Source organism: Microbacterium sp. (assembly GCF_036566905.1).
Lineage (GTDB): Bacteria > Actinomycetota > Actinomycetes > Actinomycetales > Microbacteriaceae > Microbacterium.
The window spans coordinates 1-17,329 of record NZ_DATCVK010000083.1 but is presented as its reverse complement, the minus strand read 5'-3'; the positions used below and the strand labels follow the sequence as shown (position 1 = coordinate 17,329).

Genomic DNA, 17,329 nt, shown 5'->3' with positions numbered 1-17,329 from the left:
CTTCTGACGGATGCCGCCGATCGGCCCGACCTCGCCGTCCGCCGTGATCGTCCCGGTGCCGGCGACCTGCTCGCCGCCGTTCAGCTCGTCGGGGGTCAGGGTGTCGATGATGCCGAGCGCGAACATCATTCCCGCGCTCGGCCCGCCGACGTTGTTCAGCTGGATCGTGACGTCGATCGGGAAGTCGTAATCGGTGATGAGGTTGACCCCGAGCACCCACGTCGTCTCGCCGCTCTCATCAGTGAGCTCCTTCGGCGTCACCTCAACCGTCTGCTGCTCGCCGTCGCGCTCGATGACGAGCTCCACCGGTGCGCCGTCGCCGTCGTTGATGACGCTGCGGAGGGTCGACACCTCCGTCACCGCCTCGCCGTCCGCCTCGAGGATGATGTCGCCGTCCTCGAGGATGCCCTCGGCGGCCGCCCCGTCGATGACCGAGTAGACCGACAGCTGAGCGCCCACGTCGTAGCCGAGCTCGGTGAGCGCGGCCGCCGTCGCCTCGTGCTGGGAGTCGACCATCATCTGGGCGCTCTCCTCGTTGCGCTCCTCGGTGGTCTGGTCGGCGGGGAAGATGGAGTCGATCGGCATGACGGCCCGGCTGGGGTCGAACCACGCCATCGCGAGCTCGAACCACGACGGCGTGTGCTCGCGGTTGCCCTGCACCTGCACGGTGAGCAGGTCGAGCGAGCCGTCGGTCGGGAAGGTCTCCGCGCCCTCGACCGAGATGAGCGGCACCTCCTCGCCGTCGGCGTTCTCTGCGGTGCCCAGGGTGTTGTAGACCGGCCCGGGCCGCTGGATGACGTACGAGGTCGGCAGGAACGTGATGATCAGGAGCACCACCATCGCGACGGCGAGCGCCCACACTCCGGCGACGGTGCGGCGCGACATCCGCTCTCGCGTGGTGGGCTCGATCGTCGTGTTCTCGTCGAACAGGGCCACGCGGGACCTCTCTTCCGTGCCTTGTCGATGGGTGCCGGTCGTTCGCGACCGGCGTAAGGCGTTCGGGGTCCCTGCCGGGGAGTGCGACGGATGCTGCGACTAGCGTAGAGCGCAACGTCATCGACCGGCTGAAAGGCGGCTGAAGTGGCAGACGACGACACTCCTGGCGACGGGCCCAGCCCCGAGGACGACTTCCAGGAGCTCATCCGCCAGTTGTTCGGCGGTTCCGCGGGCGATTTCGACCCGGAGCAGCTCTCGCGGCTGTCGGGCATGAACATCGATCCCGCGATGATGCAGGCGGTCATGCGCCAGCTGCAGGGTGCGTTCGAGAACGCCGACGAGAGCGGCATCTCGTGGGACATGGCGAAGCGCCAGGCGCTGCACATCGCCAACCAGGAGGGGCTGGGCGTCACCGCCGGCCAGCGCACCGACCTGGATCAGGCGTTCTCGCTGGCGACTCTGTGGCTGAGCGAGGCGACCACGATCTCCGAGCTGCCCGCTCCCCCGGTGACGCTGACGCGCGGCGCCTGGGTGGAGGCCACCCTGCCGGTGTGGGAGGAGCTTGCCGCACCGGTCGCCACGAGCATCGCCGATGCGCTGACCACCGCGCTCAGCGAGCAGGCTCCCGAAGACATGCAGGGGCTCGTGCAGGGCGCGGGACGCCTCATGCGGACGGTGGGCGGGTCGCTCTTCGCGTCGCAGCTCGGCCAGGTCGTCGGCAACCTGTCCAAGGAGGTCGTGAGCGGCGGCGACGTCGGCATCCCGCTCATGCCCGACGGCGAGGCCGCCATCCTCCCCCAGAACTTCGCCGACTTCGGGCGCGATCTGGAAGTGCCCGACGACCAGCTCGCGCTGTACGCGGCCACGCGCGAGCTCGCGCATGCCCGCCTGTTCCGTCACGCGCGGTGGCTGCGTCTGCACGTGATCTCGCAGGTGACCGACTTCGCGCGCGGCGTGCACGTCGACACCGACGCTCTCGAGGACCTCGCCACGCGGTTCGACCCGTCCGAGCCCGAGGAGCTCCGCAAGGCGATCGAGAGCGGCGCGCTGCTGCCGGCGCGCTCGGAGGCGCAGGACGCCGCACTCGCGCGTCTCGAGAACCTGCTCGCGACCATCGAGGGCTGGGTCGAGGTCGTCACCGAGGATGCGACGTCGCGGCTGCCCGCCGCGCAGCGCATCGCCGAGGCGGTGCGCCGTCGTCGCGCGGTCGGCGGCCCCGCCGAACGCGCGCTGGGCTCGCTCGTCGGCCTCGAGATCCGTCCGCGGCGCATGCGGGAGGCCGCGGCGATGTGGCGTGCGGTGACGGATGCCGTGGGCCCGGCGGCGCGCGATGCGCTGTGGGACTACCCCGACCTCATGCCGGCCTCCTCCGATATCGACGACCCCGCGGCTCTCGTGGCCCGCCTCGAGGCGCGGGCGCGGGGCGAGGAACCGGTGCGCGACGAGATGGACGACGCTCTGGCCCGTCTCCTCGCCGGCGAGGAGCCCGTGGCGCCGACAGCCGAGGGCGGGTCCGAAGGTCCCGCGCCGGAGGACGAGCCGGGCGAGGACGACGGGAGCGGCGCTCCCGACGATCACCGACCCGTGTGACCCGTCCGGTCTGGGGAGGCTCCTCCCCAGACCGGGACAGTCGGCTGGACACGGGCTGCGCCTGTGGATACCGGCCGAGGGCGAGAGCACATGCGGCAGGATCGGGCGCATGCTCCGACTCGACCCCTCGTATCCGCCGGTGTGGCGAACCGACACCGCCCTCCAGTTCGGCTCCGAGCCCGTCGCGATCCTCGACGATCCCGAGCCGTGGCAGCTTCGGGTGCTGCGCGAGCTCGAGCGCGGTGTCCCCGACGGCGCGTTCGTCTCGTTCGCGCAGGCGCTCGGCGCCCCTGACGCCACCGAGGCCGCCCGATTGCTCGCCCGTATCCGACGTGCGTTGACGACGGATGCCGCAGCCCGGCGCCGCGTCGCGCTGCACTGCGCGCCGGATGTGCCCGATCACCATCGCGATGCGGTGGGCACCGGTATCTCGGCGGCGGGCTACGACGTCGACGTCGCCCACCGGTTCGACCCCGTCGACCGCGCCGGCACCGACGACGCCGCCGTGGTGTTCGTGGTGCACCGCCTGGTCGCGCCCGGTGCGGCCGCGGCGCTGATGGGAGCCGACATCGCCCATGTGCCTGTGGCGCTCACCGGCTCGGGGGCGGAGATCGGCCCCTTCGTGGAACCGGGGCGCACCGCCTGCCTCGCGTGCGTGGCCGCGCAGCGGCGCGACGACGATCCGTCATGGCCGGCCGTCGCGGCGCAGCTGCTCGGACGCCCGGTCGAGACGGAGCCGGCGGTGCTGTGGGAGGCGGGGATCGTGGCGGGGCGGCTCATCGCGGAGCGCGCGCGGAACCCCTCGGCGTCGCGGACGCGGTCGGTGACCCTGCGCGCCGGCTCGCTCCACCGGAACGTCCGGTCGCACCGCCCGCACGCAGAGTGCCGCTGCCGATCTCTCGCAGGAACCGCGACGGCTGCCGCTCCCGTACGCCTCGTGACCAGGTCAGAGACAGCGTTCGCCCAGCCCGCGTGATGCCCACGTACGCCAGCCGCCGCTCTTCGTCGACCTGCTCGAAGGTCGTCGCGTACGAGATGGGCAGCAGCCCCTCCGCGACGCCGATGAGGTGCACGTGGTCCCATTCCAGACCCTTCGCCGCGTGCAGCGTCGCCAGGGTCACTGTGCGCATCGCCGGCTCGTCATGGACCTTCGCCCGAGCCGTCAGCTCATCCGTGAACGCGCGCAGGGTCGTACCCGAAGGCGCCTCCTGCGCCAGGCGCAGCAGGGCGGCACGCGCCTCCCACGCGTCGCGCAGCGCACCGCCGGCTTCGGGCGGCTCGTCGGTGAGACCCCGGGAGCGCAGGATGTCGCGCACCGTGTCGACGAAGCCGCTCTCGATCGGCGCGACCGACGCCGCTCGCAGCTCCATGACCGCCTGCCGCACCTCCGGCATGTCGAAGAAGCGCCTCCCGCCCAGCACGCTCGTCGCGATGCCGGCGTCGGCCAGCGCCGCCACCAGCTCGGCCGACTGCGCGTGCGCGCGGTAGAGCACCGCGATGTGGCCGGGGTCGGCGCCGGCCGCGATCTGCTGGGCGATGCGCGTGGCCACGGCGCGAGCCTCGGAGCGGTCGTCCTCGAACGCCGTCACTGTGGGGACAGGCTCATCCGCTCCGGTCTCCGTGGATCGCCGTTCAGCCGCCGTCAAGTGGAGGGCTCCCGGGCGTCCGCGCATCAGCTCGTTGGCGACCGCCAGGATCGGCGTATCCGATCGGTAGTTCGTCTCGAGCCGGACGACGCGGGCGCCCTCGTACCGCGACGGGAAGTCGAGGAGGAACGAGGCATCGGCGCCGGCGAACGAGTAGATCGTCTGGCTGGCATCGCCCACGACGCAGATGTCGCGCCGGTCCCCCAGCCAGAGTTCGAGCAGTCGATTCTGCAGCGGCGAGACGTCCTGGAACTCGTCCACCGTGAAGTGGCGGTACTGCTCGCGTACGGCCTTGGCGACCTGCGGCTCGGCTTCCAACATGCCCGCACAGGCGAGGAGGACGTCCTCGAAGTCGAGTTGCCGCCGCTCGTCCTTGAGCTTCTCGTACGCGTGCTGCAGTGCGACGACCCGATCCACGCCCAGCCGTCCGACGCCGTTGGGCCGCGCCGCGACGTAGCCGTCGACGCTGAGCATCGAGACCTTCCGCCACTCGATCTCGGACGCGACGTCGCGCAGCGTCGCCACGTCGGGAGAGAGCCCGATGCTGTCGGCCGCGTGAGCGAGCAGACGCACCTTGTTGTCGATGATCCCCGGGGCGCTGTCACCGGCCAGCGTCGGCCAGAAGAAGTTGAGCTGTGCGAGCGCCGCCGCGTGGAAGGTGCGCGCCGCGACGCCGCCGACGCCCATCGCCCGCAGCCGACCACGCATCTCGCCGGCCGCCTTGGTCGTGAAGGTCACCGCCATCACGCGTCCGGGCGAGTACGCGCCGGTGTCGACGCCATGGGCGATGCGGTGCGTGATGACGCGGGTCTTGCCGGTGCCGGCGCCGGCGAGCACGACGACCGGCCCGCGCAGCGCGGTGGCCGCCTCCCGCTGGTTGTCGTCGAGCCCCGCGAGCACATCGGCGCTCATGCGCGCTCCGTGTGCCAGTCGGCGATCAGGCGATGCGCGATGGAGGCGCGACCGGGCAGCACGATGTCGCCCTCACCCGCGAGCGCCCGGCCGATCTCTTCGCGGGTGAACCAGCGCACCGCTGCGATCTCGTCGCCGTCCGCCTCCGCCGCACCGTCGTCGAGCGCGGCAGCGAGGAAGCCGACCATGAGCGAACGGGGATACGGCCACGCCTGCGAACCGCGGTAGGTGACCACGCCTACCTCCACGCCGGACTCCTCGGCCACCTCGCGGCGCACCGCGCCTTCGAGCGACTCCCCTGCCTCGACGAAGCCGGCGAAGCACGAGAACCGGTCGGCGCCCCACAGCGCGTTGGAGCCCAGCAGCAGCAGGTCGGGGTCCTCGGCGCTCGTGATGGCGACGATCACCGCAGGGTCGGTGCGCGGGAAGTGCTGGCGCCCGCAGTTCGGGCACCGGCGCGACCAGCCGGCGTCGCCGAGGGTCGTCCGGTGGCCGCACGCCGGGCAGAACGGGGCGTCCAGCAGCCACCGCCCGAGGCTCAGGGCCTCGACGAAGGCGCCCGCCTCCGTGGGCGTGAGCGCCGCCCCGGCTGAGCGCAGACCCGCCCAGCCCGCCGGCGCGGAGAAGAGTTCGTCGTCCTGCGTCGGGAACACCGCCGCCAGCAGAGCGCCACAGTCGTCGTGCCGCCCGAGGAAGGCCCACTCAGCGCCGTCAGGCACTTCCGCGGGCCCCCGCCACAGCAGTGCGTCGGGGGTTGCCAGCGGGGCGGAGTCCCCCGCGATCACGAGCACGCGCGTCGCGGCATCCGTCTTCAGTGCATCGACGAGGCCGGGAGTGAGTCGCTCCTCGGCCGCGCGGTCAAGGCCCGGGCGTGCCAGCGGAGGAAGGCTCGTGCTGTCAGGCGCCGTCATCGAACATGCTCCGCTTCGTCGTTCAGGGCCGGGCGTGGCGCGGGGACGGACGAGCGCGACCGACCTACCCTGGGCACATGGCACGCTCACCCCTCACTCTAGCCGCGTCGGTCACGTCGGCTCTGCCTCGGGTCGGCGTCGTCGGGGTCGGAGCCCTCACCGAGGGATCGACCGGTCGCTACGACGCCGCGGTCGCCGACCTGGACGACGGCCGGCGCGTCGTCGTGCGGGTTCCCGCCGACCCGTCGGCGGGATCGGAGCTCGCCGCCGAGGTGCGCGCGCTGCGCGCGCTGACCCCGGGCGTACGCGGTCTCCTCCCCTTCCGCGCGCCGGAGCTGCTCGGCGAGGCCGGACTCGGCGACACGCGCGTCGTGGTCGTCGACTTCCTTCCCGGCTACCGGGTCGATGCCGCGCACCTGCCGGCCGGCCGCGGTGCCGCCACCTCGCTGGGTGCCGCGCTCGCCGCCCTCCACGCACTGCCGCAGTCCATCGTCAAAGGCGAGGGGCTGCCTGCCCGCACGCCGCCCCAGGTCCGCGCCGATGTCACCCGCCTCATCGAACGCGCGGTCGCCACCCGCCGGCTCCCGGTGAGTCTCGCGCGTCGCTGGCACCGTGCGGCCGACGCCGACGAGCTCTGGCGCTTCGAATCCGCCGTCGTCCTCGGCGGCGCGGGTGCGGCCTCGTTCCTGTTCGAGGACCTCGACGGCGTGCCGACCGTCACCGGTCTGCTCGAATGGCACGGCCTGTCGATCGGCGACCCGGCGACGGACCTGCAGTGGCTGGCGTCCGCGCCCGAGGCGGCGGACGACGTGTACGCCGCCTATGTGGCCGGCAGCGGTCGCGCCCCCGACGCCCGTGCCCGCGAGCGCTCGCGCCTGTACGCGGAGCTCGAGTTCGCGAAATGGCTGGTGCACGGTCATGACGTGGACCGCGACGACATCGTCGCCGATGCCGTCGAACTCCTGGAATCGCTGGCCGCAGGTGTGACGGGAGACGACATCGTGTCGGATGCCGCTCTCGGCGTCGACGACGCCATCGCCCTCCTCGAGCGCACCCCCGACGCGACGCCGTCGACGGTCGACACCTCGATGCACACCGACGCGTACGATCCCGAAGAGCTCGCGCAGTGGGTGGCCGACGAAGCGGCCGACACCGGCCCGGTCCGGGAGAACGCGGCACGCTTCGACACCGAGGAGCTCACCGAAGCCGACCTCGCCGCCTTCCGCGACGTGGTCCACGAGACCGACCGCGGCCCCGCCACCGCATCGGCGGCGGGGGTCCATCCCCCCGACGACGTCTCCACGGCACCCATCGCGCTGCCGCATCTGGCGCCCGCGCCGTTCCCTGCACCGAAGACGCACGACGATGAGACGGGGACGGATGCCGCGGCCGAGGCGGAACGCGCCTCCGAGGCGGCGCTGCGCCGCTGGCGAGCCGACTGACCTCGACGTCGCCCGACGCGACGGTCGCCGCCGTTCGAACTGCGCCGCGACGCCGAGGTGCCGCGCTCCGCGACAGCGACGCCACGCGCCCGCACCGCGGCGACGGACTCGGCCCGCCGTCCCGGCGTCAGCCTCGAAGGATCACGTCCTCCGCGACGTAGTAGAGCGTGACGTCGATCTCGTCGAGCGGGACGCCGTGCTTGGCGTGGTAGGCCTGACGGTAGAGCTCGAGCTGCAGCATCCGCTCGTCCTTCTCGGCCGGCGTTCGCGGCGCGACGCCCGTCTTCCAGTCGACGATCTCGACGCGGCCACCGCGGTCTTCGCGCCGGTACACCGCGTCGAGCTTGCAGATGACGATGTGCGGCAGCCCGTCCGGCCCGATCGTCGTGAAGTCGATCTCGGTCTCGACCTCGATCGGCTGCCGCGACGCCCATTCCGACGCGAGGAACCGCTCGCGCAGAGCCGCCAGCGCTGCGGCGTCCTCGACGGATGCCTCGGTGCCGGGGACCTCTTCGTCGGTCTCCCACAGTGCGTCGTCGAGGGAGCCGCCGAGACCGGCGCGTCCGGACCGCTGCTCGACCCAGGCGTGGAAGAGCGTGCCGAGCCGGGTCTGCCGGAAGGGACGTTCCGGCATGGGCCGCGCGATGCCCGCCAGCGTTCCTTCGAGGTCGGCCACATACTCCTTGTACCGGGATGCCGCGATGCGGGTGGGCGCGGTGTGCACCGGTCGCGCGCGGCGGGCGTCGCGCTCGGCGAGGAGCAGCGCCGCCTGCGGGTCGAGCTCGCCGCGCGGCGCGGCCGAGGCGGCCTCGACGGCGCGGGCCGCATCCTCGACCGCCGCCCGGCGGCCACCGAGCGGATCGATCGGCCACTGCAGCACCCGGCGCTCCCCCTGGTACGGATCATCCCCGGCCTCGTCATCCGGCAGCGCCACGCCGAGCGCCTCAGCGATCTCGGTGAAGAACACGCTGCGCGTGCGCGGGCGCTTGGTGCCCGACCACGTCCCGCCGGTGAGGAGCAGGTGGTCACGGGCGCGGGTCACCGCGACATAGGCGAGCCGTCGGTCCTCCTCGAGCTGCCGGCCCCGGTTCGCCTCGACGAACCCGTCGATCGCCTCCTTGAGCTCCTGCTGCGTCTGAGCGGACTGCCAGCCCAGGGCCGGCAGCCATGCCGAGTCCCCGCGGAACGCGTAGGGCAGCACGCCGAAGCCCAGCCAGGCCTTCGTGTCGCGCGGCGCGCTCGGCAGCTCGTCCTTCACGAGGCGCACAACCGCGACGGCATCCCACTCGAGGCCCTTGGACCCATGGATGGTCAGGAGCTGCACGACGTCGTCCTCGGGGGGCTCGGTGCGAGGCGCGAACTCGTCGAGCTGCTCGGCGTGGTCGAGCCAGGCGAGAAGGCTGGAGAGTGAACCGGTCTCGTCCGCGGCGAGGAACGCGTGCACTTCGTCGACGAACGCCCGCAGCTGAGCCGACGCGATGCGCGCGGGACCTCGCGTCTCGTTCGCGGCGAGCTCGATGTCCAGGCGCAGCTCCAGTTCGATCAGCCGCACGAGTTCGGGGATCGGCATCCCGCTCGCCTGTCGGAGCCCGGCGAAGACGGATGCGGCGTCGCGCAGCCGCTCGCGGGCCTCGGGCGTGAATCCGGACAGCCAGCTGTGGTCGGGCTTCTGTCGCAGCACGAAGTCGAGCGCGTCGACGAGCGAACCGTCGTCGTCGCCGGCACTGCCCCGGATGCGCTCGACGACCTCGGGGGCGAGCGGCTGGAGGGCGGTGTCGTGCCGCGCGAGGCGTCGGGAGAGGGCCGCCAGCTCCCGCAGATCCGGCAGGCCGATCGACCAGCGCGGACCCGACAGAAGGCGGATGAGCGCCGAGCCCGCGGACGGATCGCTGATCACGCGCAGGGCGCAGACGACGTCGACCACCTCGGGTGTGGAGAGCAGTCCGCCGAGGCCGAGGATGCGGTGCGGGATGCCGCGCCGCCCGAGCGCGTCGCCGAACCGGACCATGTGCTTCTTGCTGCGGAAGAGGATGGCGCCGGTCGTCGACCGGCCGTCCTGCGCGCGCTCCGCGCGCACCCGCGCGAACCATTCCGCGACGCGGTCGGCCTCGGTGTCTAGGTCGGCGTCGAAGCCCAGCTCGACGACGCCCGCCGGGGCGCCTGGTCGAGCGCGCAGTTCTTCGACGGCGACCGTTCCGGCGGATGCCGCGAGGGGCGCGAGCACCGCGTTGGCCGCCGTCAGCACGGACGCACTGTTGCGCCAGCTCGTGAGGAGCGCGTACCGCGCGCAGGGCGAGCCCGGGGAGAACGCGTCGGCGAAGCCGCCGAGGTTGCCGGCACTCGCACCGCGCCAGCCGTAGATCGCCTGATGCGGATCGCCGACGGCCATCACGCCGGTGCCCGCGAAGAGGGCTGCCAGCAGGTCGGTCTGCGCCACCGACGTGTCCTGGTACTCGTCGAGAAGGACCACCCGGTAGCGGTCGCGCAGGTCGTCTGCCACCGCGGGATGACTGCCGACGACTTCGAGCGCGCCGGCGACCTGGTCGGAGAAGTCGATGACCCCGAGCCGCAGCTTCTCGGCGGCGTACTCCCGGGCGAGAGCGGTCAGGAGCGCCAGGGCGTCGACCCGTTCCACCGCATCGGCGACGTCGGCGTAGACGGTCGTCCGCCGGTTGGTCGACGGCAGCTCGCGGACCGTGCGGAAGCGCTCGGGGAATGCCGCGAGGGCGTCGAAGTCGACGAGATTGTCGACGCCGTCGCGCGCGATCCGCAGCGCCGCGTCGACGATGGAGCGGACCGCCTCGCCACGCGCCTCGAGCCGCGGATCGTCGGAGGCGAAGACGACGCGACGCATGAGCAGCCATGCCGCCGACTCCGAGAGGACCGCGGCCTCGGCATCCCGCCCGATCCGTAGGGCGTGCTCGCGGACGATCTGGTCGGCGAAGCTGTTGTACGTCGCCACCGTCGGTCGGTGAAGAAGCGCGTCGTCGGCGGAATCCTGGGGGGTCGCGTCCACCGCATGCGCGAGCGCATCGAGCAGCCGCTGGCGCTCGGCGGTCGCGCGAGCGCCATCGGCTCCGGACCGCTCCAGCTCGCCGAACGGGGCAAGGGCTCCGGCCTCGGCCAGGCCCGGCAGCGCAGGAAGCAGTCCGCGGCGCTCGAACTCGGCCAGCCGCGCGAGACGCTTCTGGATGCGCTCGGCCAATTCGCCGGCCGCCTTACGGGTGAAGGTCAGGCCGAGCACCTCGTCGCGGCGCACGATGCCGTTCGCCACCAGCCACACGACCCGCGCCGCCATCGTCTCGGTCTTTCCGCTGCCGGCACCCGCGACGACGAGAGCCGGCGCCAGCGGCGCCTCGATGACCGCGGTCTGCTCGTCCGTCGGGGGGAACTGGCCGAGCGCGGCCGCGATGACCCGTGCCGACAGCAGCGGCGCTGGTGCGCCGGGGTCCGCGAGCATCGGCTGCGTGGAAACACCCTGCACGACCGTCACGAGGCGCTCACCGCGCCCACCGTGTGGATGCGGCACAGCCCGTAGGAGTGCTCGTCGCGGCAGTGCTCCTCGTAGGGTGCGGTGAAGCTCTGCCCGCGCATGACCGCCACGGCCGTGCGGATGCGGCCGAGGAACGCGTCCCTGCGCTCGTCGTCGAAGGGAGGCTGCCACGGCGCCGCATAGTCGGACTTCGTCGCTGTCGGGCGGAGGACGAGAAGCTTCGCGCCGCCGGCGGGGTGTCCGTTCGCCTCGGCGATCGCGCCGGACTCGAACGCCAGCTGGTACGCCGCGAGCTGCGGATTGTCGAGCACCTTGGCATCGGTCTGCGGCTCCCGCTTGCCCGTCTTGAGATCCATGATGACCACGGTCCCCTCCGGTGTGAGCTCGACGCGATCGATGTATCCCGACAGGATCACGCGATGGCCGTCGGCGCCGCTGCCGTCGGGTGCGAGATCGGGAGGCGTCGCATCCAGGCCCTGTGCGACCTCGCCGTCGAGCAGCGGTATGTGCACCTCGAAGTGAGGCTCGGCCCCGATCAGCGTGCCGCCGGCGTCCTCGAAGCGACGAAGATACAGGTGCAGGCGCCGCACCAGGTCCCGCGCGCGTGTCTGCTCGGCGCGGTCCCGCCACGCGGCCTCGAACGTCAGCTCGCCCCACCGCGCCTCGACCTCGGCCCAGAGAGCCGCTTCGTCGTGACCCGCAGCGTGCTCGAGCGCCGCGTGGATAATCGTGCCGAGGCCCGCGGTCGTCCCGCCCGGGTCGCCGCCGAGATCCCCGATGACCCAGTTCAGCTCGCACTCCTCGAGAGCGTGCAGGCGCGACGGCGAGACGCGTACGTCCTCTCGTGACAGGTCCCGGAGGGGGCCGGTCGAGGTCGGACCGGAGACGCCGTACCACTCGCGCGGAGCGGCACCCGGAACTCCGGCATCCGCCAACAGGGCGAGCTGCTCGGCGGCGCGTGCCGCGGAGGTCGCCCACGGACCCGCCGGTGCCGTGCTCGGACGCGGCCCGGCCGCCGTGAGCACCCGCGATCCCTGCTGGGTGAGCGTCCGCCGGTGCCGCGCCACGAGTCCACGCAGCGACACCGGGTGGTCGAGCTCCAGCGGCTCGGGGTCGGGCAGCAGCTCGAAGAAGACGCTCGGGCCGGTGTCGTCGTCGTCCACGGCGGTCACGATCAGCTGGGCGGTGGCGCGCGACAGAGCGCGCGCGAGCAGCCGCAGCTCGTCGTGCATCGCCGCGCGGCGACGGTCGAAGGCGCCCAGCGTCTCGCCGTCGGAGCGCGTGGCGGCATCCGCCAGTCGCCAGGTGTCGAGCAGGCTCCCCCGCAGGCGGGTGTTGGGCCACACGCCGTCCTGCACACCGGCGACGACGACGGTGTCGAATTCCAGGCCCAGGGCGCCGGCCGGCGTCATGATGCGGACGCTGTCGTCGCGCGTCGGAGCCTCCAGGCGGTCCTCCGCGACGCCGCTGTCGAGGATCGACCGCACGAACACGCGCGGATCGGCGTCGAGCGAGCGCTCCACGAAACGCTTCCCGGCCTGGAACAGCGCGACCACGGCGTCGAGGTCGCGATGGGCCTGCTCCGCGAGAGGACCGTTTCCGCGTGCGAGCTCCGCCCAGGATCGCGCGAGCCCGCTGCGGTCCCACGCGGTCCAGAGCAGCTCGTGGGCGGTCGCGCCGCGCTCGAGGTCGTCGCGCAGCGCCTGGAGGGTGCGCGCCAGCGAGCCCGCGCGGCGCGCCTCGCGCGTGTCGAGCAGGTCGAACTCCAGCGGCTGTCGCATCGCCGACAGCACCAGGTCGCGCCCCGAGCGCTCCGCCACCTGCGCGTCCTCCGCGTCCTCCGGGCCCGTCTCGAGCACGCGGCGCAGCTCGGCATGGCGCAGGGCCGAGCGGAGCCGGCGAAGCTCGATCACGTCGAGCCGCCCGTACGTGCCGACCAGGGCCGTCGACACGTCCTCGAACGTCCAGTCGTCACGGGAGGAGAGTTCCACGAGCCGCAGCAGGTCTGCCACGGGCCGCACCGCGCCGAGCGCCCTGCCCGGGCCGCTCGAGCGCGCGGGCACCTCCCTGGCCGACAGCTCGGCCTCGAGCGCAGCCACCTGCCGCGTGTCGTGGGCGATCACCGCGCACTCCCGCCACGGCACGCCGTCGTGCACGTGACGCTCGCGCAGCACGCGGGCGACCGCGTCGTACTCTTCGGCGGTCGAGTTCAGGGTGAGCACCCGCACCGACGCGTCGGGCTCGGCGTGGGCGGCGGCACCGCGATGCGCGACCACGCCGACGGCGCCGATGCGCTGGGTCACCCGCCCCACGAGCTCGCGCTGCCACACCGTGCCGCGATGTCCGCCGGCGAGCACGTGCACCGTGCCGAGCGACGCCGCCAGTCTCGCGAAGTTCTCGGGTGTCGCGCCGCGAAACGAGCCGGAGCCCACATCGGGATCGCCGAACGCGAGCACCGCGGCACCGCGGGCGCGCACGGCCTCCAGCAGTTCGACACCGCCGAGCGTCAGCTCCTGTGCGTCGTCGACGAGGACGACCCTCACCCGGTCGACCGCCGGACTGCCGGCCGGCGCGGTGCGCAGCAGGCCGACCGCCTCGCGGACGAGTCCCGCGGCATCCCGATGCGCGCCGCGCATGCCGTCTCGCACCTGCAGGTATTCGGCGAAGAACGAGGAGAGCGCGACCCAGGCGGGCAGCTCGTGGCGCTCGCCCAGCTCGCGCAGGCGCTGGGGCGCGATGCCGAGCGTGGTGCATTCGGCGAGGAAGGTGCGCACCTCCGTGCGGAAGCCGGCGGTGCCGCGGATCGCGGCGCCGAGCCAGTCCGGCCAGCGCACCGCCCCGGCCGCCTCGTCCTCCTCGTCGCCTTCGAGGAGATCGCGGATGATCTGGTCCTCGTCGCCACCGGTGAGAAGCTGCGGCGGGTCGGCGTCGACGGCCACCGCGTGCGCCCGCACGATCTGGAACGCGTACGACGCGACCGAACGTGCGAGCGGACCGGTCGTCGCCACCTCGACGGCGAGCCCGAGCCGGTCGCGCAGGGCGGTCGCGGTCTGGCGGGAGGGGGTGAGCACGAGCACGGTGTCGGGGTCGACGCCGGCCTCGACGAGTGCCGCCACCCGGGCGACCAGCGTCTCGGTCTTGCCCGTTCCAGGGGCGCCGACGACGACACCCGATGCCTCGACGGGGAGGACCAGCACGGACCGCTGCGGCGCGTCCGGCGCGTATGTCGCGCGCTGCTGGCTCCCCGAGTTCACCCTTCGACGGTAGCGCGGCCGGCCGACATCGGCCGTTCGCCCAGAGCGTTTCCAGGGCGGGCGGATGCCCCTCCGCGGTGTCGTAGAGTTGCCATGCGTCCGGGGAGCCCTCAGCCTTTCGGCTAGTACACCGTCGCCCCGCGCAGGAGGTCAGTCACGTGGAGATCCGCATCGGCATCGCGAACACCGGCCGCGAGCTCAACTTCGAGACGAACGAGCCGGCGGCCGACGTGAAGAAGTCCGTCGCCGCGGCGCTCGACGCCGGCGCGACGCACGTGACGTTCGCCGACGCCAAGGGCAACTCGTACATCGTCCCCACCGCCGGCCTGGCGTACATCGAGCTCGGCTCCGAGGAGTCCCGCCGCGTCGGCTTCGTGGCCTGAGCGGACCCGCGACGTGCAGATCCTCATCGCCTTCATCGTCGGCGCGGCCGTCGGCCTCGGCATCCACTTCCAGCTGCACCAGCGCCTCACGCGCGGTGTCGTGCTGGCGCCGATGATCGGCGCCGTCTCGGCCGGCCTCGCGTGGGCGATCCTGACGTGGGTGGGGGTCGGCATCGACACCCCGTGGCCGTGGCTCGCGGCTCTGATCGTGCCGATCGTGGTCACCTACCCGGCGATCGTCGCGATCTCCCGCCTCCGCGTCGCCCACGACGCGCGGGAGAAGACCCGCCTCGGCATCGGCTGACCTGGAGCAGCGCTGCCGACATCGGACCGACCGCGACCGCGGGAGAACGCCCCAGCAGTCCCGCGGCCTGTCACCAGAGGTTCAGGCGGCCAGCCCCATCGCGTCCATACGGCGCGAGTGCGCGGCCATGAGCTCGGTGAAGACGGGCTCGACCTTCTGCTCCTCGGCACGACCCAGTGACAGCGGCCGCAGGGCGGCGCGCGCGATCAGCAAGGTGTCGCCGACGAGCCGGCGGCCCCACAGGGCCAGCAGCGACTTCCACTCGGGGTCGCTCGCGATGGTCTCGGTGATCAGCTCCACGATGGCCTGCCGGTCGTCGTCTGCCTGGAGGATGCGGGCGACGCGGTCCCCGGTCTCGCCGTAGCTCGCCGACAGCGCAAGGTAGAAGTCGTCGAGCATGCCCGCGGTGATGTGCACCGACAGCATCGTCTCCTGCGAACGCACCCCGTGGGTCGCCGCGCGGAAGCCGTCGAGCGGCTCGCGGAACGGCCGCATGATCTCGGTCGGGTCGTCGCCGCGCTCCCGGATCAGCGCGACCAGTGCCTCGTGCTTGGTGAGGGCGGCACCGGCGGCGCGCGAGACCGCCTCCTTCTCTCCGAGCTCGGGAGTGGTCTGGATCAGCTCGGTGAGGGTCTCGAAGAAGCCCAGCTGCAGATAGGCGGCCTGACCGAGGAACGTGTCGATGTCGGGGGCGAGCTCCTCGAAGTCCACACGATTGCCGCCGCCCAGCTCGTCACGCGAGCGCAGCTGCAGCTTGCGGCCGGTCTCCCGCCGCTCCCAGAACCACTTCACCATGCACGAAAGCCTACGAGGCGGCGCCCTCTACGTGTTCACGCCGGATACCTCCGGTATCGTGGGTGACGTCCCCGGCGTCGGATCGGGGCGCCCGCGCCTGTGGGAGAGAAGGGCGTGGATCGCACTTCCGCCCGCGCGGCGACCTCGACGAGGCCGGAACCGCGCCCGGGCAAGAACCCAGGCAGCATCTCACTGCCGGACAGGCACACATCGTGACGACCTTCGCCGAACTCGGCGTTGATCAGGACATCGTCGAGGCGCTCTCCGCAAAGGGCATCGTCGACGCCTTCCCCATCCAAGAGCAGACCATCCCCCTCGGCCTCCCCGGCCAGGACATCATCGGCCAGGCCAAGACCGGCACCGGCAAGACCTTCGGCTTCGGCATCCCGGTCGTCCAGCGGCTCGGTCCGACCCCGGCGCCCGGCGTCAAGGCGCTCATCGTGGTGCCGACGCGCGAGCTGTGCGTGCAGGTCTACGAAGACATGGACATGCTCACGTCGGGGCGCCCGACCAGCGTGGTCGCCATCTACGGCGGCAAGGCCTACGAGGGCCAGATCGATCAGCTCAAGGCCGGCGCCCAGATCGTCGTCGGCACCCCTGGCCGCCTGATCGACCTCAACAACCAGCGGCTGCTCGACCTCTCGCACGCGACCGAGGTCGTGCTCGACGAGGCCGACAAGATGCTCGACCTCGGGTTCCTGCCTGACATCGAGAAGATCTTCTCGAAGGTGCCGGCGATCCGTCACACGCAGCTCTTCTCGGCAACGATGCCCGGCCCGATCGTCGCCCTCGCCCGCCGGTTCATGTCGAACCCGATCCACATCCGTGCGACCGATCCCGACGAGGGCCTCACGCAGGCGAACATCAACCACCTCGTCTACCGCGCGCACTCGCTCGACAAGGACGAGGTCATCGCCCGCATCCTGCAGGCGGACGGCCGCGGCAAGACCGTGATCTTCACGCGCACCAAGCGCGCCGCGCAGCGGCTGTCCGACGAGCTCGGCGACCGTGGCTTCAACACCGCGTCGGTGCACGGCGACATGAGCCAGGAGGCGCGCGAGCGCTCGATGGCCGCCTTCAAGGCCGGCAAGAAGGACGTGCTGATCGCCACCGACGTCGCCGCGCGCGGCATCGACGTCGACGACGTCACCCACGTCATCAACCACACGATCCCCGACGACGAGAAGACGTACCTGCACCGCGCAGGTCGCACCGGCCGCGCGGGCAAGACCGGCATCGCGGTCACGTTCGTCGACTGGGAGGACCTGCACAAGTGGGCCCTCATCAACCGGGCGCTCGAGTTCGGGCAGCCGGAGCCCGTCGAGACGTACTCCTCCAGCCCGCACCTGTTCAGCGATCTCGACATCCCGGCCGGCACGAAGGGGCGCATCGTGACCGCCCCGAAGACCCAGGCCGTCCGCGTGCAGCCCGAACGGGCAGCGGATGCCGCGGCCGAGGTCGAGACCAACGGCGAGGCTCCGGGCCGCCGGCGCCGCCGGCGCCGCGGGGGCGACTCCGAGCGCGTGGGATCGACCTTCGAGCCCGCCGACGCCGGCGCATCCGCCTCGGCGGGGCACAGCGGGCCGTCGACCGACGGCGACCGATCCAACGACGGCGGCGGGACCCACGACGGCGGCGGCAAGGAGCACCACGACGGAAAGCC

Annotated in this window: 11 protein-coding genes; 5 read left to right on the top strand and 6 right to left on the bottom strand. The window is 72.5% G+C overall.

The window, feature by feature from the left end; translation table 11 throughout:
• On the bottom strand, positions 1-936 hold a 936-nt coding region (locus VIP82_RS06605), incomplete at its 3' end, for a YlbL family protein (protein WP_331906869.1).
• A 144-nt stretch (positions 937-1,080) separates the two neighbouring features.
• Between VIP82_RS06605 and VIP82_RS06600 the strand changes: the two genes are divergently transcribed.
• On the top strand, positions 1,081-2,526 hold the full coding sequence (locus tag VIP82_RS06600) for a zinc-dependent metalloprotease (protein ID WP_331906867.1): 1,446 nt from the start codon (positions 1,081-1,083) through the stop codon (positions 2,524-2,526).
• Between the two features lie 776 nt (positions 2,527-3,302).
• On the opposite strand, the gene VIP82_RS06595 is transcribed toward VIP82_RS06600, so the two are convergent.
• The gene (locus VIP82_RS06595) at positions 3,303-5,084 is read right to left on the bottom strand and encodes an ATP-dependent helicase (RefSeq protein ID WP_331906865.1); all 1,782 of its coding nucleotides are present in this window, start codon (positions 5,082-5,084) and stop codon (positions 3,303-3,305) included.
• Positions 5,081-5,995, bottom strand: a complete 915-nt coding sequence (nudC, locus tag VIP82_RS06590; protein ID WP_331906863.1) for an NAD(+) diphosphatase — start codon at positions 5,993-5,995, stop codon at positions 5,081-5,083. The genes VIP82_RS06595 and nudC overlap by 4 nt, the downstream gene beginning before the upstream one ends.
• A gap of 77 nt (positions 5,996-6,072) precedes the next feature.
• On the opposite strand from nudC, the gene VIP82_RS06585 reads away from it, so the two are divergent.
• Entirely contained in the window at positions 6,073-7,437 is a 1,365-nt protein-coding gene (locus tag VIP82_RS06585; RefSeq protein WP_331906861.1) for a phosphotransferase, read from the top strand.
• 127 nt (positions 7,438-7,564) lie between these two features.
• Here the strand turns inward: VIP82_RS06585 and VIP82_RS06580 are convergent, their stop codons facing one another.
• Both VIP82_RS06580 and VIP82_RS06575 read right to left on the bottom strand, forming a co-directional pair.
• On the bottom strand, positions 7,565-10,897 hold the full coding sequence (locus VIP82_RS06580; protein ID WP_331906871.1) for an ATP-dependent DNA helicase: 3,333 nt from the start codon (positions 10,895-10,897) through the stop codon (positions 7,565-7,567).
• A 29-nt stretch (positions 10,898-10,926) separates the two neighbouring features.
• Positions 10,927-14,184 carry an ATP-dependent helicase gene (locus tag VIP82_RS06575; protein WP_331906859.1) on the bottom strand — a complete coding sequence of 1,086 codons (3,258 nt, stop codon included), beginning with the start codon at positions 14,182-14,184 and terminating at the stop codon, positions 10,927-10,929.
• Between the two features lie 158 nt (positions 14,185-14,342).
• Between VIP82_RS06575 and VIP82_RS06570 the strand changes: the two genes are divergently transcribed.
• Positions 14,343-14,567: a DUF3107 domain-containing protein gene (locus tag VIP82_RS06570; protein WP_045296833.1), complete on the top strand. Its 225-nt coding sequence runs from the start codon at positions 14,343-14,345 to the stop codon at positions 14,565-14,567.
• 13 nt (positions 14,568-14,580) lie between these two features.
• Positions 14,581-14,871 (top strand): hypothetical protein, encoded by a 291-nt coding sequence (locus VIP82_RS06565; RefSeq protein WP_331906857.1) that lies wholly within the window; start codon positions 14,581-14,583, stop codon positions 14,869-14,871.
• Positions 14,872-14,952: 81 nt separating this feature from the next.
• On the opposite strand, the gene VIP82_RS06560 is transcribed toward VIP82_RS06565, so the two are convergent.
• Entirely contained in the window at positions 14,953-15,666 is a 714-nt protein-coding gene (locus VIP82_RS06560) for a ferritin-like fold-containing protein (protein WP_331906855.1), read from the bottom strand.
• Positions 15,667-15,878: 212 nt separating this feature from the next.
• On the opposite strand from VIP82_RS06560, the gene VIP82_RS06555 reads away from it, so the two are divergent.
• On the top strand, positions 15,879-17,329 hold a 1,451-nt coding region (locus VIP82_RS06555), incomplete at its 3' end, for a DEAD/DEAH box helicase (RefSeq protein ID WP_331906853.1).

What these genes read in the sequence shown, in the direction of transcription:
- nudC (WP_331906863.1), bottom strand. Translation starts at nt 5,995, where the DNA reads ATGACGGCGCCTGACAGCACGAGCCTTCCTCCGCTGGCACGCCCGGGC.
- VIP82_RS06560 (WP_331906855.1), bottom strand. Translation starts at nt 15,666, where the DNA reads ATGGTGAAGTGGTTCTGGGAGCGGCGGGAGACCGGCCGCAAGCTGCAG.
- VIP82_RS06585 (WP_331906861.1), top strand. Translation starts at nt 6,073, where the DNA reads ATGGCACGCTCACCCCTCACTCTAGCCGCGTCGGTCACGTCGGCTCTG.
- VIP82_RS06595 (WP_331906865.1), bottom strand. Translation starts at nt 5,084, where the DNA reads ATGAGCGCCGATGTGCTCGCGGGGCTCGACGACAACCAGCGGGAGGCG.
- VIP82_RS06580 (WP_331906871.1), bottom strand. Translation starts at nt 10,897, where the DNA reads ATGCTCGCGGACCCCGGCGCACCAGCGCCGCTGCTGTCGGCACGGGTC.